Below are 20,686 nucleotides of genomic sequence, written 5' to 3'. Positions count from 1 at the left end.
TGTTGTATCCTGTGGGAGGAGATGGTCATGCTGCCATTTCTTCAAACAGCGCCATTTCGCTGCTGGTCATCAGCTTTTCGATATCAAGAAGAATGATCATGCGTTCGTCCAGCGTACCCAGCCCGCGCATGAAGCTGGTATCAAGCACCGCGCCAAACTCGGGAGCGGGGCGGATTTGCTCCTGCTCCAGGGTTACCACATCAGAAACACCATCCACGACGACGCCAACGGTACGCCCCACCAGGCTGAGAATGATGACCACGGTGAACTGGTCATACGTGACATTGCCCAGCTGGAATTTGATCCGCAGATCAACAATGGGCACGATATTGCCGCGCAGGTTGATGACCCCCTTGATGAAAGATGGCGCATTGGCGATGGCAGTGACGGCATCGTATCCGCGTATTTCCTGCACCTTGAGGATATCTATACCGTATTCCTCTGCACCCAAGGTAAACACTAGTAATTCCTGATTTACCCCATCATGTATCTGTTCCACACCAGCTCCTCCTTTGAAGGTACCTTCAGGCGGGCTGCGCAAACGCCACTGCTTGCGATGGTTTTTGCGCCAGCCTGACCAAGGCCGAAACATCAAGAATGAATGCCACCCGCCCATCACCCATGATGGTGGCGCCGGCCACGCCGGCGACCTTGCGGTAGTTGGTTTCAAGGTTTTTCACCACGACCTGGTGCTGCCCCAGCAAGTCGTCGACAAACAGTGCAACCTGCTGACCATCCGCTTCCAGAATGATCATCAGGCCTTGCTGGTAAGTGCTGAGCCGGGAAGGAATATTGAAGACATCATGCAGGGCAATCACCGGCAAGTAATCGCCACGCACATTGATCACGCGCCCCTGTCCGGTAACGGTTTTCACCACGTCGGCCGAGGGCTGCAGGGATTCGACGATGAACGACAGCGGAACAATGTAGATTTCGTCGCCCACCTGCACCGACATGCCATCCAGAATGGCCAGCGTCAGCGGCAAACGGATGCTGATGGTCGAGCCGACATCCAGCATGGATTCGATGTCAATTCGCCCGCCCATGGACTGGATATTGCGGCGCACCACATCCATGCCCACGCCACGTCCTGACACATCGGTTACCGTCGCTGCCGTCGAAAAGCCGGCCTCGAAAATCAGCTGCCAGACTTCCGCATCCGGCATGCTTTCGCTGACTGCCATGCCGCGTTCGCGCGCCTTGGCAAGAATCCGCTCGCGATTCAGGCCCGCCCCATCGTCACGCACTTCGATGACAATGCTCCCGCCCTGATGGAAGGCCTTCAGGGTTAGCGTGCCCACTTCCGGCTTGCCCTTGGCGCGGCGAATCTCCGGGGCTTCGATGCCGTGATCAAGGCTGTTGCGCACCAGGTGCGTCAGTGGGTCGGCAAGTTTTTCAATAAAACCCTTGTCGAGCTCGGTCTGTTCGCCCAGCAAGCGCAGCTCGACCTGCTTGTCGAGTTTGCCGGCCAGATCATGAATCAGGCGTGGAAAGCGGCTGAATACAGCAGAAATCGGCATCATGCGGATCGACATCACCGCTTCCTGCAGCTCCCGGGTATTGCGCTCCAGTTGCTGCACCCCGCTGATCAGCAGATCGTGCTGGGCCGGATCCAGGTGGCTGGCGTTTTGCGCCAGCATCGACTGTGTGATGACCAACTCACCGACCAGATTGAGCAGTTGATCCACCTTCTCGACACCAACACGGATTGACGATTCCTGCGGCGTCTTCGCAGCACCTGCCTTGCCGGCAAGTGCGCGCACAGCCGGTTCAGGTGCAGGCGGCGGGCTCACTGCGGGCGCGAGCTCTGCGGCGGGAGCCGGTGACGCAATGGGCGTGAAAAAGCCGTAACCATCCCCTGCGGCCTGTTCCTGGTGGACGGATGGCGGCAAAGGCACAAAGAAACCAAACGCTTCACCATCGTCAGCCACGACCGGCTGCGTCTTGCTTACTTCTGTGAAAAAACCATAGCCGTCGTCTGGATCGGCCAAACCGTCCCGAGGCGCAATGGCAACGGCTTCGGGCAGCCATTGCAAACGTTCGGGTGCGATGACGAATTCCAGTTCATCAAACAAGTCCTGTACCGGCCGCTGCAAGCAGAGATGGAAACGATATTCACCAGACGTATTGCCAGGGCTGTCGGACAGTATGTCGCCATACACGCGAATGCTTTGCCGCAAGCGCTCAATCTCGCACTCGGGACCCTGAGCAATGTGGAGATGCCCAGTCACACCACTGGCAGTGGCCTGCGCGCCATGCGGCTTGCCGGAATCCGCAACCATCCCGGCCGGATGCGCCACCAGCTCGGACAAGCGCGCACTGACGCCGGCAATTGCAGCGGGGTCGGCACTGCCATAGCCGCGATGCGCATCCAGCATCCCGCGCAAAACATCCCCGGCCTGCAGGAAAACTTCGATCATCACCTGCTGCAGTGGCAATTCGTGCTTGCGCAAGCGGTCGAGCAGGTTTTCCAGCGTATGGGTCACCTCGGCGAGGTCATTGAATCCGAAGGTCGCCGCCCCGCCCTTGATGGAATGCGCGGCGCGAAAAATGGCATTCAGTGCTTCGTCATCCGGTGCGGTGGGGTCGAGCTGCAGCAGCAGCGCTTCCATGCTTGCCAGGTGTTCGGCGGTTTCATCAAAGAACACCCCGATGAACTGGCTCATGTCGATGGTCATGACAACTCCTAGACTGCCTGGGGGGCGTTCAGCCAATCACCTTGCGGGTCACTTCCAGCAACTTTTGCGGATCAAAGGGCTTGACCAGCCAGCCGGTGGCACCGACTGCACGTCCCTGCTGCTTCATGCTGTCGCTGGCTTCCGTGGTCAGCATCAGGATGGGGGTGGTAGCGTAATCCGGGAGCGTGCGCAGATTGCGAATCAGGGTCAGCCCATCCATACCGGGCATGTTCTGATCGGTGAGTACCAGATCAAAGCTCTGGGTTTTGGCCTGGTTGAGGCCCGCATTGCCGTCCACAGCCTCCGTTACGTCATAGCCGGCGCTTTTGAGGGTAAAGGCAACCATCTGGCGAATGGATGCGGAATCATCAACGGTCAAGACTCGTTTGGACATGGGGCTCTCCTCTAGCAATCCGGCGCGATAAAGACCTGCAAGCCAGTCAGCTGCCTGTCACCTGAATTTACTATGGTGCAAAGCTTGCAAAATCGCCAACTGCGCTGCCAGTCTGCTTGCGAGGGCGTTGGGTTGGCATGCCGCATGCCTACTGCCATTTCTGGCTGTATCTGGCTTGCCAGTCTGCGCGGATGCCACCAATGACAACGCCACCCGTAGGTGGCGTTGTCATGAAGAGTCCCAAGCGAGGATTAAGCGGCTGACTTACATCTCGTCGAGCACGGCAATGCCCAGTAACTCGAGCCCCGTCTTCAGGGTGCGCGCGGTCAGTGCGGCAAGCTGCAGACGGCTGTCGCGCACGGCGCCTTCGGCGGCCAGAATCGGGCAGGCTTCGTAGAAACGCGAGAATTGCTGCGCCAGATTGAACAGATAGCCACACAGCTGGTGCGGCTGGCAAGTCGAGGCCACCGACTCGATGACTTCATCGAACTGGGCCAGCAGCAGGGCCAGTTGCTTTTCCGCCGGCTCGGCAATAAACAGCGCTGCCGCGGCATTGAAATCGCCAGCCTTGCGGAAGACACTCTGTACGCGCGTATAGGCATATTGCAGGTAGGGGGCGGTATTGCCATCGAAGGCCAGCATGGTGTCCCAGTTGAAGATGTAATCGCTGGTGCGATTCTTCGAAAGGTCGGCATACTTCACCGCGCCCACGCCAACGGCCCGGGCAATACTGCGGCGCGTATCCTCTGCCAGCCCAGGATTTTTCTCGCTTACCAGCGCATACGCACGCTCAATCGCCTCATCGATCAGTTCGACAAGCTTGACGGTCCCACCCGAGCGTGTTTTGAAGGGCCGGCCGTCCTCGCCCATCATCGTGCCGAAAGCGACATGTTCGAGCACCATGTCCGCCGGGGCGAAGCCGGCCTTCTTCGACAGGGTGAACAATTGCTGGAAGTGGAGGCTCTGGCGCGCATCCACCACATAGATCACGCGCTTGAGATCCAGCGTGCGGTGGCGGTAGCGCACGGCAGCCAGGTCAGTCGTCGCATACAGGTAACCGCCATCCTTTTTCTGGATGATCATCGCCTGCGCTTCGCCCTCCGGGTTTTTGAACTCCGGCAGGAACACTACCTGTGCGCCCTGATCCTCGACCAGCAGGCCGGCCGCACGCAAATCGCTCACTACCACCGGCAAGTCGTCGTTATAGGCCGACTCGCCACGCACGGCATCCAGTGTCAGGCCAACACCCAGCTTGTCATAGACTTCCTGGCAATGCGCCATGGAGACGGCGACAAACTGTTGCCAGAGCGCCAGCACCTCGGCATCTCCGCCTTGCAGCTTCACGACAAAATTGCGTGCGGTATCGGCAAAGACGGCATCTTCATCAAAGCGGACCTTGGCCTTGCGGTAGAAATTCTCGAGATCGGCCAGCTCCAGCTCCGCATCGCCCGATTGCCGGGTTTCCAGCAGATAGGCGACCAGCATGCCAAACTGCGTCCCCCAGTCACCGACATGATTGCAGCGGGCCACATCATGGCCGACAAAACCCAGCACGCGGGCAATCGCGTCGCCAATGATGGTCGAACGCAGGTGGCCGACGTGCATTTCCTTGGCAAGATTGGGGGAGGAATATTCGACCATCACCTTCTGCGGCACGGGGCGGGCGATGCCCAGCGCATCATCAGTGAGCGCCGCTTGCAAGCGCCCGGCCAGGAATTCCGGCGCAAGGTGAATGTTGATAAAGCCCGGCCCCGCGATCTCGATTTTCTCGGCAATGCCGTCCAAGTCGAGCTGCTCGACCACCGCCTGCGCCAGGGCACGCGGATTGGTTTTAAGCGCCTTGGCGGCGCCCATGACGCCATTGGCCTGGAAATCACCGAATTCGGGCTTGCCGGAAGGTTGAACGATGGCCGGCGCGTCGGGAGCGCCGGCGGCGGCGAGTGCAGCTTGCACGCGCTGGGAAAGCAGTTGCTGGATTGTCATGCGGTTTCAAGCCCGGCGTGATGGCGCGGGCACAGGCGGATATAAAACGCCATTGTACCCGCGTGCGTGCACCTCGGCATCACCGGGCGGATCGGCAGGCAGGCATCAGCGGTCAAAAAGCAGGCAGGCCAGCAGCGCCACCGCCGGCTCAGGCACTTGCCCTGCTTGTGCACAGTTCATCCACAGCTTTATGCACTGCTGCTGTGGATTAGCACCGGGATTTCGCCAGTCCGGGCTTGGGCTGCCACATGCCTTGTCAATACGGGCAATCCCATCTGCATGCAGGACACACCGGTAAAAGGCCGACAGCGAATACCCTGCGCGACAACAGCATCACAGGGCCGCTTGCAGAAGAAAATTCTGATGTTTGTGCGAAATCGCTTGTGCGCACCGCCAGATTCGCGTACAAATGTTTCCGCCAGATGCTCAGGCGGTGATTTGCAGCATATCGTCGTAACCTTTGTAGTACCTCGTATTGCCATTTCCCTTGATTGTCTGCACCTGTGACGCTACGCGTCCTGGAAATTTTTTTATCTAATTTATTACCAAGGGATTTTCTCCATGGCTACCGGTACCGTAAAGTGGTTCAATGACTCCAAGGGCTTCGGCTTCATCACTCCGGACGAAGGCGGCGACGACCTGTTCGCTCACTTCTCCCAAATTCAGTCCAACGGTTTCAAGACCCTGGCTGAAGGCCAACGCGTGACTTTTGACATCACCCAAGGTCAAAAGGGCAAGCAAGCCTCCAACATCAAGCCGGCTTAATTGCCCGTTTGAGTTGTGAAAAAGCCCGGCATAGCCGGGCTTTTTGCTTGTCTACCGCCGGTTCACACAGCGCAATGGCTTGACTTTCCAGGCCTCTCTTTCAATAGTTGATTTTTACCAACGCTGAAAGAAAGTCCATGGACCTCTTGCTGCTGTTTCTGGAAATCGCCGGCACTACCCTGTTGTTCTGCTCAGCCAGCTACTTGGCCAGCAAGCATGCCGAGGATGCGGACAAGGAAAGCGGCTTGCCAGGGGCGCCGCATGACACGCCATGCTTTCTGCATCCGCTGGAATAAGACAGCACCCCACACGACCCCCACCAGATCGACCGTTCAGCGCAACTCTGGAAAAAGCACCTCGGTAAAACCAAATTTTGTCATGTCGCGGATGCGCTGCGGGTAAAGCACACCCCACAGATGATCGCATTCATGCTGAACGACCCGGGCATGAAAACCCGAGGCCACGCGATCAATTGCCTGGCCATACGGATCAAAGCCGTGATACCTGATCCGGGTATGTCGCGGCACCACCCCGCGCAAGCCAGGTACAGACAGACACCCCTCCCAGCCTTCTTCAGCTTCGTCGCCCAGCAACTCGACCACCGGATTGACCAGCACCGTCTGCGGTACCGGCTCGGCATCCGGGTAACGCTCGCTTTTCTCGAAGCCGAAAATCACCACCTGCAATGAAACACCAATCTGCGGCGCGGCAATGCCAACGCCGCCGGTGGCGGCCATGGTGTCGAACAGATCGGCCACCAGCGCATGCAACTCTGGCGTATCGAACTCGGCGACCGGCTCGGCGCGGCGCAACAGCAGCGGCTCACCCATTTTCAGCACCGGCCGCACTGCCATCTCAGACTTCCGGCAGGATGCGCGCGATCAGCGCGTTGGCGTACTTCGCATCGAGCGGAATCGCCGCTTCCACGCCATTGCCGGCCGCCGCGTCGACCATCGCCCCGCCCTTGCCGCGAATGGCTTCGAGCTTGATGATCTGATTGCCGCTCGGGTGGATGATCTCCAGTTCGTCACCGACTTCGAAGCGGTTCTTCACATTCACCTGCGCCCAGCCGTCGCGCACCTCGCCGATCTCGCCGACATACTGGCTGCGCTTGGACTTGGAATGCCCGTCGAGGTAGTTCTGGTATTCGTGCGTGTGATGGCGCTCGTAGAAACCATCGGTATAGCCACGGTTGGCCAGGCCGTCCAAATCAGCCAGCAGCGCCGGGTTGAACGGGCGACCAGCGACCGCGTCGTCAATCGCCTGGCGGTAAGTCTGCGCGGTGCGCGCGACGTAATACAGGCTCTTGGTGCGGCCCTCGATCTTCAGCGAATCGACGCCGATCTTGACCAGACGCTCGATGTGCTCGATCGCGCGCAGGTCCTTGGAATTCATGATGTAGGTACCGTGCTCGTCTTCCATGATCGGCATCAGCTCGCCGGGGCGGTTGGCTTCTTCGATCAGGTAGGTCTTGTCGGCCAGCGGATGACGCTCGGCACCGCCACAAGCGGCAAAGCTCTGGTTGGCCTCGCTCATCGCCTTGTTGAAGTCGAACTGGATCACCTGCGGCTTCACGTCGCCGGCATCGTCTTCCTGCGTGTCGATGGTCTTGTAGTCCCAGCGGCAGGCGTTGGTACAGGTGCCCTGGTTCGGATCGCGGTGGTTGAAGTAGCCCGACAGCAGGCAGCGGCCGGAATAGGCAATGCACAGCGCGCCATGCACGAAGACTTCCAGCTCGGTATCCGGGCATTGCTGGCGGATTTCCTCGACTTCATCGAGGCTCAGCTCGCGCGACAGGATCACGCGCTCGACGCCCATCGCTTTCCAGAACTTCACACCGGCATAGTTCACGGTATTGGCCTGCACGGACAGATGAATCACCTGCTCGGGCCACTTTTCGCGCACCATCATGATCAGCCCGGGGTCGGCCATGATCAGCGCGTCCGGTTTCATCGCGATCACCGGCTCCATGTCGGCCAGATACGTCTTGATTTTCGCGTTGTGCGGCAGGATGTTGCTGGCGACAAACAGCTTCTTGCCGCGTGCGTGGGCTTCCTCGATGCCGGTTTTCAGGTTTTCCAGCTTGAAATCGTTGTTGCGCGCGCGCAGCGAATAGCGCGGCTGGCCGGCGTACACGGCATCGGCGCCGTAATCATAGGCGGCGCGCATGCGCTCCAGGTCGCCAGCGGGCAACAGCAATTCGGGGACTTTCACGGTCATCGGGACATACTCACGGCAGAATGCTCAAGGGGCGGGATTGTAGCGCGTTTGCGACCGAATTGAAAACGCACAAACCTGAAAAATCCCTATGAAAAACAGGGATTTGATGGCGCTCATCGCGGCATTTTGCCGCTGGTACGACAAAAAACCGGCAAGGCGATGGCAGGAAAGCGGCAGCGGCGGTTACGATGAACTGATCGCACACACAGCGGAGAGCCATCATGCGAATTCTGCTCTGGGCGGGCCTGCTGCTCGCCGGGCTCGCCAGCCAGGGCCAGGCGGCTGGCACGGGCTGCAGCAAGCCCTTCAATATGGCCATGGAAAAATGGTCACCCTATGTGTACTACGACGAGGCCGGCAAGCCGGCAGGGCTTGATATCGAGCTGGTGCAGGCGATTTTCCGCGAGGCTGGCTGCACCTTGCGCATCGATCCGGAAGCGCCGCGCCTGCGCCGCCAGCACATGCATGTGCAGGGCGAGCTGGCGCTGCTGGTCGCCGCCTCGAAAACCCCCGAACGTGAGAGCCATAGCTGGTTCACCCTGCCCTACCGCCAGGAAACCACCTGCCTGTGCACACTGAGCAGCAATCAGGCGCTGTACGGCAAATTGCAGGGCTTTGCGGACGTCCTGCAGCAAGGCATTACCGTGGTCAGCCCCAACAGCGGCTTTTACGGCGCCGACTATGCGAAAAACCTCGCCGCCATGAAGGCGGCCGGCATCATCTGGCACTTCGAGGATTTCCGCCAGGGCTTGCGGATGCTGAAGGCGCGCCGCGCCGAGCTGATCGTCGGCGATCTGGCCGCGGTGATGGCCGAGGCAAAAAAGCAGAACATGACGGTCAGTTCGCTGCCCTTTGTACCGGTCAATGATCCGGTACACCTGATGCTCAGCCGCAAGAGCGCCACGGCCGAGGACATCGCCACACTGAATGCCGCCATAAGCCGGCTGGAGAAGAACGGCACGCTCGCCGGCATCCGCGCCCGCTACGGCATCAAATGATGGGTATCACCCTGCGGCCCTTTACCTAAAAGGGCCGCAGGGCAATACCCTAAAACACAGCCACAATCACTGCGGCAGGCTGATTTCCAGCACGGCGGCAGGATCAGGCGAGCGGGCGATACTGATCTGCGTGGCGTAATCCGGCACCGGCAGACGCCAGGCACAGAATTGGCCGGTGGGCATGCCGCCGGCATCCACGACCGCCACCTCGTCACGATACGCCAGATTCTCCTCGACAAAGCCCTGCTGGCGCTGCATGCGCGGCAGGACCTCCGGACTCGCGGCGCGCCAGCGCACACTGAGCTGCGGCTGACAGGCCTCGCGCGTCATCAACAGATACAGGCTGGGCGCCGTGCGCCAGCCGTGCGCCTCCTGGCGCAGCAGCAGCAGATGGTCGGGGCCGGATGCCAGAATCCGTTCGCGCGCCAGCTCAGGCAGATACACCAGCCAGGGCTGGGGCAGGCGGATGGCGAATTCGAAACCGTGATCTTCGGCATAAGTGCCATTGCGCCAGCCATTGCCCGGCGTGTCGCCATGGATGTCGCGCAGGAAGTAGCGTCCCTGCGTGTAGTCGTCGACAATCTGCGGCAGATAGGGAATCTGCAGCGAGGGCAGCACGATGCGGCGCAAGCCCTGCTGACGGTATTGCGCCATCAGCGCCTCGCGGCGCGCGGTCTGCTGCTGCGTCGCCTTGCCCTGCTCCAGCACGGTCAGCGCATCGGCGGCGAACACGCCGCCCAGAATGGCGAACAGCGGCAGATGCCACACCAGCTGCCAGCCACGCGCCCACAGCGGATGCGCCAGCGCCAGCAGCGCGGCGATCCAGAACACCTCCGCCGGAAAGGCCGTGCGCGTGCCGAAATTGATGCCGGTCGAACCGACCATCGCCAGCGCGAGCAAGGTACCCAGCACCAGCAGCACCCAGCTGCGCCTGAGCATCGGCCCGGCCTCCTCCCCGTCGCGACGGATCGCTGCAGCCAGCAGCAGCGCAATCAGCACGGCCAGCAACGGCGTGACGCTGCTGACATGCTGCCAGATCACCAGCAGCAATTCGCCCAGCCGGTGGGCAATGGGCTGCCTGTCGTCCTGCATGGCAAAGCGCACGGCATTGCCCGGCGCCAGAAACAGCGCCAGCGCGCCGGCCAGGAGGCCGCCAGCCTGGCCCAGATACCAGCGCGGCAGTTGCAGCGGTTTGTTGAGCATGAGCACGAGCGCCACCAGCAGAACCAGCACCACGCTGACATTCTCCAGCGCCATGCCCAGCCAGAACGCACCCAGCGGCCACAGCCAGTTGCGCCAGCGATTGCCCGGGCGGGTTTGCCCAGCCAGCAGCAGATCCAGCCAGGGCATCACGAACAGCAGCGCAGCCACCATCACCCACAGATAGGCAATGGCGCCGGTCTTCCACAGCACGGCCTCGCCAAACGATTGCGTGCCAAACCAGCAGGCAATCAGCGCCACGAACAGGGTAAGCAGATCGGTACGCGCCGCGCCCGGCCAGTGGCCTGCGGCAATGCGGAACAGGGCTGCGAGCAAGAGGCAGAAGACGGCGCTGTTGAGCAGATCGAACAGCAGCAGGCTGCCGGGCCAGATGGCCAGCATGACAAAGGTGGTTGCCAGCACCGAGCTGCGCCCGGTCCAGGTGAGATATTCATCCCTGATGCGGCCGAACATCTGGCCCAGATCGGCCAGTGGCACCGTGCGATACCAGTCGTCGCCCCAGGTCGGTGTCCAGCGGTTAAGCAAGAACAGCAGCACAAATACCGCCGTGAAAAACACGGCAAACGGCCAGGCTTGTCGCCGGGCCACAATCGCTTCCCACATGATTTCATTTCCTCCGGATAACCGGCGACGCGCAGACTCTTCAGGAATCCGGTCATTGGCTGACGCCGGCAAGCGGCCATTGTGGGGGCGGCAGCACACGGGGGCAAGAACCGCATACGCCAGCGCGATGCTGCCTGCTAACGGCAGCCTGCCTCAACGGGTATCTGCATCGAGCGCTTGATAACAATAGCCTGCAGAGGAATACGTGAAACCCACTCCGTCAAGGCGTGGGCTTTCTTACAACACAGGCACGAGGCTGCCATGCATTTCGCGGCGCGTATTTTGCAAGCAAGACTTTGGCTTGCGGATTACCCCGGCAGCCCGCAGCGCATGCAAGCCGGGATCCTGCATGCCCGAATGCTTCGGACCACGCCCAAGGGGCGGAAATCAGGAAGAGCCGGCAAAATGATGCGCGCCGCTGAACGCGGCTCGCCTTCGGCAGTGGGTCAATTCACGCTCAGGGCTTGTCGGGCGCGACCAGCAAGACCTCGGCCACCTTGCCCGCCCCGCGCGTCAGCACGGTATTGCGGGTGGTATTGAGCATCAGCAGCTTGCCGTCCTGCGTCAGGCGCACCGATACCGCATACGTCATGCGCCGATCAATTTCAGCGGGCTTGAAAGGCAGAGCCACCGCAAGCGGAATACCCACCTCCAGCACCGAGGTTTTTGCGCTGATCACTTTCGCCGGCGCATCGGCGAGCGAGACATCCAGCAACTGGACCTCCAGGGTGGCGCCCGGGAAGGCACGACGTTCGCGCCAGCCGATCTGTACCATGATGCGGTCTTCGGTCACCGCTTGCGCCACAAGCTCACATTGCACCTGATTTTGCCCCAGACGGTTGAGCAGGGCGCTATCGCCCTTCTCCCACCATTCGCTGCGCAGCGAAGCATAGCGCACGCCAGACGCGCTCACGGCCTGCGACAACAACTCGCGCCGCTCTTCCCCGCCCGCTTCGCTGTCGATCAGCCAGACGGTCTGGCTATCGACCTGCTTGATGCGGCGCTGCTGGCCGTCATTGCACTGATAGGTTCGCTCACTGGCCAGTGCGGGCACGGCGACAGAGAGGGCCAGCACGGCGGTCGGAAGAATACGGGTCATCGGCAAGCTCCGAGGCGTTGTTGCAAAAGTGCTCCCATTGTCGGCCAATCAGCCTTCCCGCGCCATGCACAAAGCCACAACCGGCAAGCCCGGTCATTCAGACGGGGTTCAGAAACATCACGGCCGCACCCTCGCAGGCCGGCACCGCCACGAGCCAGGATGACGTTCCCGGCAAGCGAAAGACCGGCCAGCGCAGGATAATTACGGCGCCCAAAGCCGGACAAGAAAAAAGCCCCGAATCAATCGGGGCTTTTCAATGCAATTCTGGCGGAGAGAGGGACCGCCGTTGATCAATTCAGCATCGTCTCATTCGTTGCCATGCACTCATGTAAACTCATGTATTTCATTGGATTTCCATCACATTGTGCATCAGAAGATTGCATTCCGACCCAGCAAAGCTCATGCTTGATGGCATACTAAATGGCATACCGATCCCGCTAGGAGTGCGTCATGGGCATCTTGTCAGACTTGAAAGCCAGAACGATCAAGCCCGGAGACCCGGCCCTGGCGCATGGCGGTATCACCGGCTTGACTTTGATCCCCAACAAAACGAAAGGCAGCGGGAAATGGGTACTGCGCTATGTGAGCCCCGTTACAGGCAAGCGCCGCAACATGGGATTGGGTAGCTATCCCGATGTTGGCATCGCTGCAGCAGGCAAACTGGCTCAAGGCTATCGTGAGCAACTGGCTGCAGGCATTGACCCCCTGGAAACGCGCACAACTGCCGATCAGCACAGCCCCAGGCCCCCTACTTTTCGTGAAGCAGCAACGACTTTACATGGCGATTTACTGCTCAGCTGGAAAAACGAGAAACATGGACAACAGTGGATCAATACCCTTACCCAGTATGTTTTTCCCGCACTTGGCTCGCTGCCGATCGACACAATCACCGCACAACATGTTGCGGATAGTTTGAAGCCGATCTGGCTTGCAAAGGCAGAGACCGCAAGTCGGGTCAAACAAAGGATGCATGCTGTTTTTGCCTGGGGCTGGGCGCACGGCTTCATTGCGGCCAATCCGGTCGATGTAGTGAAATTTCTACTTCCTCAACAACCCGGAAAAGCGCTTCGAACTCAACATCAGCCCGCCATGCCATGGCGGCAGGTACCCCGATTTGTTGCCGAACACCTCCATCAAGAAGGCCGTGAAACAGTGACCCGTCGGCTGTTGGAATTCTTGATTCTTACCGCATGTCGTTCAGGAGAGGTACGTGAGGCAAGGTGGGAGGAAATCAATTTTGATGCTTGCATCTGGACTATTCCTGCGAGCCGGATGAAAGCGAAGTTGGAACATGTGGTTCCACTGTCCTCGCAAGTCGTTGAACTATTGAGAAAGCAGCTTGGAATGGATGATGTTCTGATTTTTCCCAGTCCACGAAAAAATAAACCGTGTTCAGACATGGTGCTGACCAGTTATCTACGCCGCATTCAGGCCGAGAGCGATATCCCGGGTAGAACCGCCACGGCACATGGTTTTCGAAGCAGTTTTAGAGACTGGTGCTCCGCAAATCGATACGACCGTGATCTCGCTGAACTGGCTCTGGCTCACACCATCAGCAATAAGGTCGAGGGAGCATATAACCGAGAGCGATTACTCGAATTACGTCGACCAATGATGCAGGCTTGGGCAGATTTTGTAGACGCCCCATCCATGCGATGACTTTGAACAGCGTGAAGAGATTCGCACCCAGCACCTGTCCCAGATTCAGTAGCGTATCCAGCTTTGGGGACTGGGTATTTATGTTCAGCATCTTGTAATGCGTCGGACGCAATCTACGCGCTTTTTCTACCATTGCGGTACGCGTCAACCCCTGCTGGTAACAATCCCGTCAACTTAAGCCCTTGCTCTCTGCAGCCGGCACGGGAAAACTAAGTAAATAAATCTAACTAACTGATTTTATTACAGTTCATGAAGCCCAATAACTGACAAAATTGGCAAGATTTTTGATTTTCTGCACTCCGACGAGCTGCTCAATGCGGTGCGTGTTCGTCCGCAAGACTTCACCCGCTCTCGCAAACTGCCACCTGATTAGGTAGCCACCTCAGCTTTCTTACGTAGCCAATTTTCTGTTTTCGGCCTGCAAGTTACCACGGCGATGAGTAAGCGCTGCGGTAGCGTGTCGAGCCGGTAGCGTCGGTTAAACCGATAGGCCATTGCAGCCAGATAGCGATCCGCATATTTGCCAAATGCAAACGCGTGATGCGTTCCAGACAGGCTGGTCTTCACGTTGCCCAGCACCGTGTTGACCCAGCGGAATAGTGGCAGGTCTTGCGGTTTCTTCCCGCCTGTTACATGCACTTCATGGGTACAACCTGCCGTGGTCACCGCACCAAAACACTGCAAGCCGTCCGTTGTCAGGGCGTCTCTGTATGGATAGATCTCAGAGAAAGTTGTGAAAACATGGCACATCAGAATTTCATAAATATAACGCAAGACGTCAGAAAGTGGGCGGTGCGGCTGTGACTTTAGGATGGGGCTGGTTTCGGCCTTAGCGGTCGGTAGATCGAACTTGGGCTAACGACTGCTAAGGCCACACTTCGGACGATTGAGGCTGTTCTTTTCCCAAAGCCGGTTGGTGGAGGTGATGGCAGGTGAATAACTGGCCGCCAACGGCCTCATTACCGCATCAGCCCTTGTAAGCCGTGATAACCCACATACAAGCCGACCAGCACAATCAAGACGCCCGAGAAATAGGGCGCTTTGCGTGCAAATTCGCCAAAGCCACTCCAGCGTTTGGAGGCATGCCGGACCCCGAGTGCCGCCAATGCCCCCGAGGCGACCATCGTTAAGGCCAGGCCCACGCTGAAACTCAACACCAGCGTGGCTCCCAGCGCGATTTTCTTGAGCTGCAGACACAACAACAGGACGGTGATCGATGCGGGACACGGAATCAGGCCACCGGTCAGCCCGAACAGCACGATCTGGCCCGTCGTCACTTCCCGATTGGCGAAACGCCGGCGAATGTCATTGGCGTGCGCCAGTTCGTGGGGGTCTTGATAGCCCGGTGCCGCTAGGTCAAGTCCGTCGTAATCCTTGATGGCGTGGTGGTGATGATCGTGCTCGACGAATTCCACGTCGTAGTCGTGGCTGTGGTGATCGTGACCTAGTTTGAGCCGGACGACAAATTCGTGCGGCTCCGGGATTTCCTGCTCCGATTCGACAAAGCTATCGCACTGCACAAAGGTAAAAGCTTGTCGGCTGCCGTCCGCGCGCTCGGTTTCAATACGAACTTGCTCCGCTGGCCAGACATGGCCATGCCGACTTTCCGTATACAAACGGAATCGCGGCGGAACACCATCCTCGAACACCTCCAGCCGAACCACACCATGCCCGGTGTCGATGTGCTTGGCTTCATCGTGATGATGTGCGTGGTCATGATCGTGCGCATGAGCAAGCTGCTGATTGCGCCAGGTCCGCCAGATCATCCACAGCGCAACACCGATGATCAGCACCGCGGATGCGACTTGCAGATACGGTTCAGTTGCTTCCGCGCTCCAGTTGCTCCCGAAATAGAGCCCTGCCATCGCAATCGCCCAGACCACCGCCGTATGGGATAGCGTAGCCGCCAGTCCCAGCAGAATAGCCTGCCATAATGTGCCACGCACCGCGACGATGAAGGCCGCCATCATGGTTTTCGAGTGGCCAGGCTCCAGGCCATGCAAAGCGCCCAGCAAAATGGCGCTGGGAATGAACAGCCAGGCATTGCCTTGCTGCAGGAGGGTTGAGAATTCGGGCATGGTGATCGATCACACTTGGTTTATCATGCAAGGATGATACTCCCCTCCAGTATAAATATACTACCCCCCAGTACATAGGGTGACATTCGAGGTCTTATGCATACGATTCATGACAAAGCAAAACTACTGGCCCGTGTTCGACGCATCCAGGGTCAAGCGGCAGCACTGGAAACGCAACTTGAGCAAGAAGGCGACTGCAAAGCAGTCCTGCAGCAGATTGCCGCCATCCGGGGCGCTGTGAGTGGACTGATGGCTGCCGTCATCGAAGGGCATTTGAGCGAGCATGTCGTCAAAGAGCCCGCACTGGAACAGCGTCAGCAGGATCTGGAGACAGTGCTCCAGGTCATCAAAACGTATTTGAAATAATCCAAAGTACTAAACGCAAGGCGGGCTGACTCTGGTGATTCACCTTAAAGTTTGGCCCTCTTAAGCAGGGCCGAGTTGACGATCACCGATAGCGACGACAAGGCCATCGCAGCAGCCGCAATTATCGGATTCAGCAAGCCGAAGGCGGCGATTGGCACGCCAAGAGCGTTGTAGCCAAAGGCCCAAAACAGATTGCGCTTGATGGTTCGCATGGTGGCGCGGGACAGGCGAATACCGGTGACAACGTCACGCACATCGCTTTTGACCAGGATGATCCCGCCGGTCTCCTTGGCTACATCGGAGCCGGAGCCGATAGCGATGCCGATGTCGGCCGTGGCCAGCGCCGGGGCGTCGTTGACACCGTCGCCCACCATGGCGACCACCTTGCCCTGCTGCTGCATCAGCTTGATCTGCTGAGCCTTGTTCTTGGGCAGTACCTCGGCGATGACCAAGTCGATACCCAGCTGCCGGGCAATCGCCTGAGCCGTGCGTTGATTGTCGCCAGTGAGCATCACCACCTGCACGTTCTCGGACTTGAGTTGGACAATGGCCTCCTTCGCCTCCTCCTTGAGCGTGTCAGCGACAGCGATGATGCCCGCCAGTGCGCCATCGACCACCACCAGCATGGCGGTTTTTCCGTCATGCTCGAGGGCTTGCATGGCCTCTTCGGCCTCGGTGGAGACAATTCCCGAGCGCATGAGGAAGAGGCGATTGCCCAAGAGCACCTTGCGCCCCTCGGTCTCACCCTGCACGCCATGGCCGGGGACGGCTTCGAAGCCGGTGACGGTACCAATGTCGATATCGCGATTCCTGGTTCCGCGCACAATGGCTTCGCCCAGAGGGTGTTCCGACCCCATTTCAAGGGCTGCGGCAAGGTGCAGTACGTCGGCCTCGGCAAAGCCGTTAAAGGCGCGGACATCCGTGACGTTGGGCTCGCCCTGGGTCAGGGTGCCGGTCTTGTCGAATACCACGGCCGTGAGCTTCTCGGCTTTTTCCAGAATCTCGCCGCCGCGTATCAGTATGCCCGCCTGCGCGCCGCGCCCCACCCCTACCATCAGGGCTGCCGGCGTAGCGATGCCCAGCGCGCATGGGCAGGCGATGATTAGCACCGCGATGAAAGCCAGCAAGCCCTGCGGGAAATCGCCAGCGAGCCACCAACCCGCAAAAGCCAGAACTGCTACGGAAATGATGCTGGGTACGAAGTACCCGGTCGCTTGATCTGCAATGCGCTGGATCGGCGCGGTGCTGGACTGGGCGTCTTCAACCATCTTGATGATCTGGGCCAGCGCAGTCTCGGCCCCCACCCTTGTCGCCTTGAAACGGAACATGCCGGTACGATTGAGCGTGCCCCCGATAACGCGGGCACCAGCGCGCTTTTCCACCGGCATGGACTCGCCCGTGAGCATGGATTCGTCCACCGCCGAGGCTCCTTCAATGACATCGCCATCGGTCGGGATCTTCTCGCCGGGACGCACGATCAGCACCTCCCCGACCATCACGCTCTCGGCGGGCACCTCCATCTCCTGCCCTTCGCGCACCACATGGGCCGTTGCTGGCTTGAGGTCCAGTAGCTTGCGCACCGCAGCGGAGGAATGCTTCTTGATGATTTCCTCCATGTATTTTCCCAGCAGCACGAAGGCGATGATCACCGCCGAGACTTCGAAATACACGTCCCGCTGCTCGACCCTGACAGGCAGGACATCGGGGAAAAACAAAACTGCGACGCTGTAGAAGTAGGCGACGGTCGTACCCAGCGCGATCAGCAGGTCCATATTTACCGCGCGATTGCGCATGGCATTCCAGGCGCCCACGTAAAAGCCCCAGCCGCCGATGAACTGGACCGGAGTCGTCAGCAGGAACAGCCACATGCCCCATGTGAACCATGGAAGGGCCGGTATCGGAACCCAAGTCACGATCGTGGCTCCAGCGGCCAAGGCCAGGAAGGCGCCCGCACGCATGATGGCCAGCATCAAGACGCCACTGAGCGCAATGGCTACCCGCACGCGCATCGACTTGAGCTCCTGCTCGGGCGACTCGAAGGTGCGCTGGCAACCGGAGCTGCAAAAATAATAGTGACGTCCAGCACGCTCGGTGTGCAGGGCGGTTGCCTTGTCGACCAGCATGCCACAAATAGGGTCCTTGGCCTTTTCTTGCCCGGCCACCGCAGGTCCGTCATGGCCTACATGGGCGTGATGCATGTGAAGGTCATGCCCGGCCTGACGGGAAACAGGCGTGGTCCCGGACGCAGCTTCGGTGGCCACTACTGTAGCGGACTTCGCATACTGCTCGGGGTGTTCCTTGAATTCTTGCTGGCAATGCACCGAACAGAAATAGAACGTGCGCCCTGCATATTCGGCTTGAGCTTGAGCGTTGGCGGGGTCAACAGTCATCCCGCAAACCGGATCAAGTAAAGACTTCTCCGTTTCGGGCCGATGATCGTGCGAATGATGAGGCATGATTCAATCTCCTGACTCCAAGTTAGAGCGGGGGCGCTTTACATCAGGAATGAAGCGCGGAGTCCTGTTCATGTAAAGCTGATAGTCCTCGCTAAACTCCCGTTGCATTTCTCGCTCCTCGGCAATCGCCAACCGGCCATACATCAACAGCAGCAGTGGAAACATCAACAGGGTCAGCAAGGTCGGCCACTGGAAAAGAAAGCCCAGCAGGATCAGCACAAACGCGACGTACTGCGGGTGACGAATTCGGGCATAGGGGCCGCTTTGGGCCAGCGTGTGCCTGCGTTGCGCGTGATAGAGCACATGCCAGGATTTGGAGAGCAGGTAAAAGCCAGCGATCAGCAAGGCATAGCTTGCAATGTGCAGCGCGCTGAAATGGGGATCGCCTTCGCTGCCCAGCAAGGTAGACCACAGATGCCCGACATTGTGGCTAAGCAGGTCAAGGCCGGGGTAGCGTGATTGCAACCACCCTGAAAGCAGGTAAATCGTCAGCGGGAAGCCGTACATTTCGGTGAACAGGGCGACGATGAACGCCGTGTATGCGCCGAATGTACGCCAGTCGCGGGCGTTTTGAGGCTTGAAGAAACTGAATGCGAACACGATGAACACCGCGGAGTTCAGGATGACCAGCATCCACAAGCCGTAGGCAGATTCGGTATGGCTCATGACGGCTCTCCCGGTTTGCGATCAGACGCGTCGCTAGCGCGATCATGATCGGAATGCGTGCCATGATGGTGATGCCCGCCGTGCATGAAGATATGCATCAGCGGGCAGGCCAGCAAAAGCAGATAAGGCAGCGCGCCAAGAAAATGGGCCCAGTGCTCGGTAATCAAGAAGTATCCCGCCACACCACCGATGACAAGCAGCCCCATGGCGTAACGCGATTTCCAGAAGGAAGGAGGCAAGTCGTGCCCCTCAGGGTGTTGGTGATTCATGGCGATACTCCCAGTAAAGGCTGGTTAGCGGGCGGTGGAGGGCTCCATGCGATCCATCATCATTTGCATCATCATTTCCATCATGTCCATGCGCTTTTGCATCATCATCATTGATTGATCGCCTTGCGGCATGGCCATCATGCCTTTCATCTCGGTCATCATGGCCATGCTGCTGCGCATGAGCTTGGCATGTTCGTCCTGTAGCGCTTGACGCTGTTCGGGCGTTTTTGCTTTGAGCATCTTCTCGTGCATGCCCTGCATGGCTTTCAGTTGCGCGTTACACCGGTCCATCATTTGCTTTGACGTCATTTTTCCATTGACTGGTGCCTTGCTCTTTACGGCAGAGGCCGACGATGCGTCAGGGTGGTGTTTGTCATGATCAGCATCACTGGCTTGTGCGGCCATACTGGCACTGGTGATCAACGACAAGACAATTGCAGCGAGAGTTTTATTCCAGGTTTTCATGGCGATTCTCCTTGGGGGACTGGCGCAAAATAGCGCCAAGTCCTTGTTCAAAATGGCATTCACACTGAAGTAGCGAGAGCTGGTCGTCTCGGCCGCCCACGCGTTTAGCTATGTTTTATGTTTCTCCCTTTGACCCAGGCATAGATGGCCGGTATCACCAGCAGTGTCAGGATGGTCGATGACACCATTCCGCCAACCATTGGTGCCGCAATCCGGCGCATCACTTCCGAACCGGTGCCAGTGCTCCACATGATCGGCAACAAGCCCGCCATGATGGCCACCACGGTCATCATTTTCGGACGTACGCGTTCTACGGCGCCTTCGATAATGGCCGCGTACAGCTCCGTCACGCCTGGCTCGCGCCCTTCTTCGGCCAGCTTGCGACGTGTTTCCTGCCAGGCTTGGTCCAGATAGATCAGCATCACCACGCCGGTTTCGGCCGCCACGCCGGCCAGTGCGATAAAGCCGACACCCACGGCAACCGACAGGTTGTAGCCCAAAAGCCAGAGCAGCCAGATGCCGCCCACGAGCGAAAATGGAACAGAGAGCATTACGATCAGGCTTTCAGTCAGACGCCGGAAATTCAGGTAGAGCAACAGGAAAATGATCAAGAGCGTTGCGGGCACCACGATCTTCATTTTTCCTGATTAGCAAGACTCCTCAGCTTACAGATTTTTGCTGAACTATGCTGAAAGCAGAACCCAAGCAGGAGAGCAATCATGTCCATGAATCTCGTGCAATTTCAGCGCGGCCTCTCGCTACCGGA

19 protein-coding genes and 1 pseudogene are annotated in these 20,686 nt (G+C 58.9%); 5 read left to right on the top strand and 15 right to left on the bottom strand.

The features are described 5' to 3' along the window. Positions 1 to 25: 25 nt before the first annotated feature. The 4 genes from C515_RS0108305 to argS form a co-directional block, all read right to left on the bottom strand. A complete protein-coding gene (locus C515_RS0108305) occupies positions 26 to 499 on the bottom strand; it encodes a chemotaxis protein CheW (protein ID WP_028455137.1) in 474 nt (157 codons plus the stop codon). A 25-nt stretch (positions 500 to 524) separates the two neighbouring features. After that, a complete protein-coding gene (locus C515_RS20285) occupies positions 525 to 2,678 on the bottom strand; it encodes a chemotaxis protein CheW (protein ID WP_051304779.1) in 2,154 nt (717 codons plus the stop codon). A 28-nt stretch (positions 2,679 to 2,706) separates the two neighbouring features. Continuing rightward, positions 2,707 to 3,072 (bottom strand): response regulator, encoded by a 366-nt coding sequence (locus C515_RS0108295; protein WP_028455136.1) that lies wholly within the window; start codon positions 3,070 to 3,072, stop codon positions 2,707 to 2,709. 264 nt (positions 3,073 to 3,336) lie between these two features. Then, a complete protein-coding gene (argS, locus tag C515_RS0108290; RefSeq protein ID WP_028455135.1) occupies positions 3,337 to 5,055 on the bottom strand; it encodes an arginine--tRNA ligase in 1,719 nt (572 codons plus the stop codon). Between the two features lie 561 nt (positions 5,056 to 5,616). Between argS and C515_RS0108285 the strand changes: the two genes are divergently transcribed. Continuing rightward, positions 5,617 to 5,820 carry a cold-shock protein gene (locus tag C515_RS0108285; protein ID WP_028455134.1) on the top strand — a complete coding sequence of 68 codons (204 nt, stop codon included), beginning with the start codon at positions 5,617 to 5,619 and terminating at the stop codon, positions 5,818 to 5,820. A 137-nt stretch (positions 5,821 to 5,957) separates the two neighbouring features. Then, a complete protein-coding gene (locus C515_RS24020; RefSeq protein ID WP_158380796.1) occupies positions 5,958 to 6,116 on the top strand; it encodes a hypothetical protein in 159 nt (52 codons plus the stop codon). A gap of 36 nt (positions 6,117 to 6,152) precedes the next feature. Here C515_RS24020 and def read toward each other — a convergent pair whose 3' ends face one another. Further along, positions 6,153 to 6,674: a peptide deformylase gene (gene def, locus C515_RS0108275; RefSeq protein ID WP_028455133.1), complete on the bottom strand. Its 522-nt coding sequence runs from the start codon at positions 6,672 to 6,674 to the stop codon at positions 6,153 to 6,155. Between the two features lies 1 nt (position 6,675). Next, positions 6,676 to 8,034, bottom strand: coding sequence for a prephenate-dependent tRNA uridine(34) hydroxylase TrhP (gene trhP, locus C515_RS0108270; RefSeq protein WP_028455132.1), 1,359 nt, complete (start codon positions 8,032 to 8,034; stop codon positions 6,676 to 6,678). A 227-nt stretch (positions 8,035 to 8,261) separates the two neighbouring features. Between trhP and C515_RS20280 the strand changes: the two genes are divergently transcribed. Next, a complete protein-coding gene (locus C515_RS20280; RefSeq protein WP_051304778.1) occupies positions 8,262 to 9,038 on the top strand; it encodes a substrate-binding periplasmic protein in 777 nt (258 codons plus the stop codon). A gap of 66 nt (positions 9,039 to 9,104) precedes the next feature. On the opposite strand, the gene C515_RS0108260 is transcribed toward C515_RS20280, so the two are convergent. Then, a complete protein-coding gene (locus C515_RS0108260; RefSeq protein ID WP_028455131.1) occupies positions 9,105 to 10,862 on the bottom strand; it encodes a DUF6056 family protein in 1,758 nt (585 codons plus the stop codon). 457 nt (positions 10,863 to 11,319) lie between these two features. Further along, positions 11,320 to 11,961: a YbaY family lipoprotein gene (locus C515_RS22480; RefSeq protein WP_051304777.1), complete on the bottom strand. Its 642-nt coding sequence runs from the start codon at positions 11,959 to 11,961 to the stop codon at positions 11,320 to 11,322. 450 nt (positions 11,962 to 12,411) lie between these two features. Between C515_RS22480 and C515_RS23035 the strand changes: the two genes are divergently transcribed. Next, complete coding sequence (locus tag C515_RS23035; protein WP_081686833.1) at positions 12,412 to 13,620, top strand: tyrosine-type recombinase/integrase; 1,209 nt, start codon at positions 12,412 to 12,414, stop codon at positions 13,618 to 13,620. Positions 13,621 to 13,989: 369 nt separating this feature from the next. Here C515_RS23035 and C515_RS23030 read toward each other — a convergent pair. Then, positions 13,990 to 14,313, bottom strand: a pseudogene (locus C515_RS23030) (transposase); the annotation flags it as partial. A 266-nt stretch (positions 14,314 to 14,579) separates the two neighbouring features. Further along, positions 14,580 to 15,698, bottom strand: a complete 1,119-nt coding sequence (locus C515_RS0108245) for a nickel/cobalt efflux protein RcnA (RefSeq protein ID WP_028455129.1) — start codon at positions 15,696 to 15,698, stop codon at positions 14,580 to 14,582. A gap of 96 nt (positions 15,699 to 15,794) precedes the next feature. Here C515_RS0108245 and C515_RS0108240 point away from each other — a divergent pair, with 96 nt between their 5' ends. Then, positions 15,795 to 16,064 carry a metal/formaldehyde-sensitive transcriptional repressor gene (locus C515_RS0108240; RefSeq protein ID WP_028455128.1) on the top strand — a complete coding sequence of 90 codons (270 nt, stop codon included), beginning with the start codon at positions 15,795 to 15,797 and terminating at the stop codon, positions 16,062 to 16,064. A 44-nt stretch (positions 16,065 to 16,108) separates the two neighbouring features. Here the strand turns inward: C515_RS0108240 and C515_RS0108235 are convergent, their stop codons facing one another. The 5 genes from C515_RS0108235 to C515_RS0108215 all read right to left on the bottom strand — a co-directional run bounded on the left by C515_RS0108235 (position 16,109) and on the right by C515_RS0108215 (position 20,558). Further along, positions 16,109 to 18,520: a heavy metal translocating P-type ATPase gene (locus C515_RS0108235; RefSeq protein ID WP_211234016.1), complete on the bottom strand. Its 2,412-nt coding sequence runs from the start codon at positions 18,518 to 18,520 to the stop codon at positions 16,109 to 16,111. Between the two features lie 3 nt (positions 18,521 to 18,523). Then, positions 18,524 to 19,186 carry a methyltransferase family protein gene (locus tag C515_RS0108230; RefSeq protein ID WP_028455126.1) on the bottom strand — a complete coding sequence of 221 codons (663 nt, stop codon included), beginning with the start codon at positions 19,184 to 19,186 and terminating at the stop codon, positions 18,524 to 18,526. Further along, complete coding sequence (locus tag C515_RS0108225; RefSeq protein ID WP_028455125.1) at positions 19,183 to 19,455, bottom strand: DUF2933 domain-containing protein; 273 nt, start codon at positions 19,453 to 19,455, stop codon at positions 19,183 to 19,185. The genes C515_RS0108230 and C515_RS0108225 overlap by 4 nt, the downstream gene beginning before the upstream one ends. Positions 19,456 to 19,479: 24 nt before the next feature. Next, the gene (locus C515_RS23510) at positions 19,480 to 19,920 is read right to left on the bottom strand and encodes a hypothetical protein (RefSeq protein ID WP_051304776.1); all 441 of its coding nucleotides are present in this window, start codon (positions 19,918 to 19,920) and stop codon (positions 19,480 to 19,482) included. A gap of 104 nt (positions 19,921 to 20,024) precedes the next feature. After that, entirely contained in the window at positions 20,025 to 20,558 is a 534-nt protein-coding gene (locus tag C515_RS0108215) for an efflux RND transporter permease subunit (RefSeq protein WP_028455123.1), read from the bottom strand. Positions 20,559 to 20,686: the final 128 nt, after the last annotated feature.

The sequence above is a fragment of the Chitinilyticum litopenaei DSM 21440 genome, assembly GCF_000428145.1.
Classification (GTDB): Bacteria; Pseudomonadota; Gammaproteobacteria; order Burkholderiales; family Chitinibacteraceae; genus Chitinilyticum; species Chitinilyticum litopenaei.
This window is presented reverse-complemented; position numbering and strand designations above follow the sequence as displayed.

Bases quoted from the DNA above. Each gene is read 5' to 3' on its own strand.
- C515_RS0108245 (WP_028455129.1), bottom strand. From the start codon at position 15,698: ATGCCCGAATTCTCAACCCTCCTGCAGCAAGGCAATGCCTGGCTGTTC.
- C515_RS23510 (WP_051304776.1), bottom strand. From the start codon at position 19,920: ATGAAAACCTGGAATAAAACTCTCGCTGCAATTGTCTTGTCGTTGATC.
- C515_RS0108215 (WP_028455123.1), bottom strand. From the start codon at position 20,558: ATGAAGATCGTGGTGCCCGCAACGCTCTTGATCATTTTCCTGTTGCTC.
- C515_RS0108295 (WP_028455136.1), bottom strand. From the start codon at position 3,072: ATGTCCAAACGAGTCTTGACCGTTGATGATTCCGCATCCATTCGCCAG.
- def (WP_028455133.1), bottom strand. From the start codon at position 6,674: ATGGCAGTGCGGCCGGTGCTGAAAATGGGTGAGCCGCTGCTGTTGCGC.
- C515_RS0108240 (WP_028455128.1), top strand. From the start codon at position 15,795: ATGCATACGATTCATGACAAAGCAAAACTACTGGCCCGTGTTCGACGC.
- C515_RS0108260 (WP_028455131.1), bottom strand. From the start codon at position 10,862: ATGTGGGAAGCGATTGTGGCCCGGCGACAAGCCTGGCCGTTTGCCGTG.
- C515_RS0108225 (WP_028455125.1), bottom strand. From the start codon at position 19,455: ATGAATCACCAACACCCTGAGGGGCACGACTTGCCTCCTTCCTTCTGG.
- C515_RS0108285 (WP_028455134.1), top strand. From the start codon at position 5,617: ATGGCTACCGGTACCGTAAAGTGGTTCAATGACTCCAAGGGCTTCGGC.
- C515_RS0108230 (WP_028455126.1), bottom strand. From the start codon at position 19,186: ATGAGCCATACCGAATCTGCCTACGGCTTGTGGATGCTGGTCATCCTG.
- C515_RS0108235 (WP_211234016.1), bottom strand. From the start codon at position 18,520: ATGCCTCATCATTCGCACGATCATCGGCCCGAAACGGAGAAGTCTTTA.
- C515_RS23035 (WP_081686833.1), top strand. From the start codon at position 12,412: ATGGGCATCTTGTCAGACTTGAAAGCCAGAACGATCAAGCCCGGAGAC.
- argS (WP_028455135.1), bottom strand. From the start codon at position 5,055: ATGACAATCCAGCAACTGCTTTCCCAGCGCGTGCAAGCTGCACTCGCC.
- C515_RS22480 (WP_051304777.1), bottom strand. From the start codon at position 11,961: ATGACCCGTATTCTTCCGACCGCCGTGCTGGCCCTCTCTGTCGCCGTG.
- C515_RS20285 (WP_051304779.1), bottom strand. From the start codon at position 2,678: ATGACCATCGACATGAGCCAGTTCATCGGGGTGTTCTTTGATGAAACC.
- C515_RS24020 (WP_158380796.1), top strand. From the start codon at position 5,958: ATGGACCTCTTGCTGCTGTTTCTGGAAATCGCCGGCACTACCCTGTTG.
- C515_RS20280 (WP_051304778.1), top strand. From the start codon at position 8,262: ATGCGAATTCTGCTCTGGGCGGGCCTGCTGCTCGCCGGGCTCGCCAGC.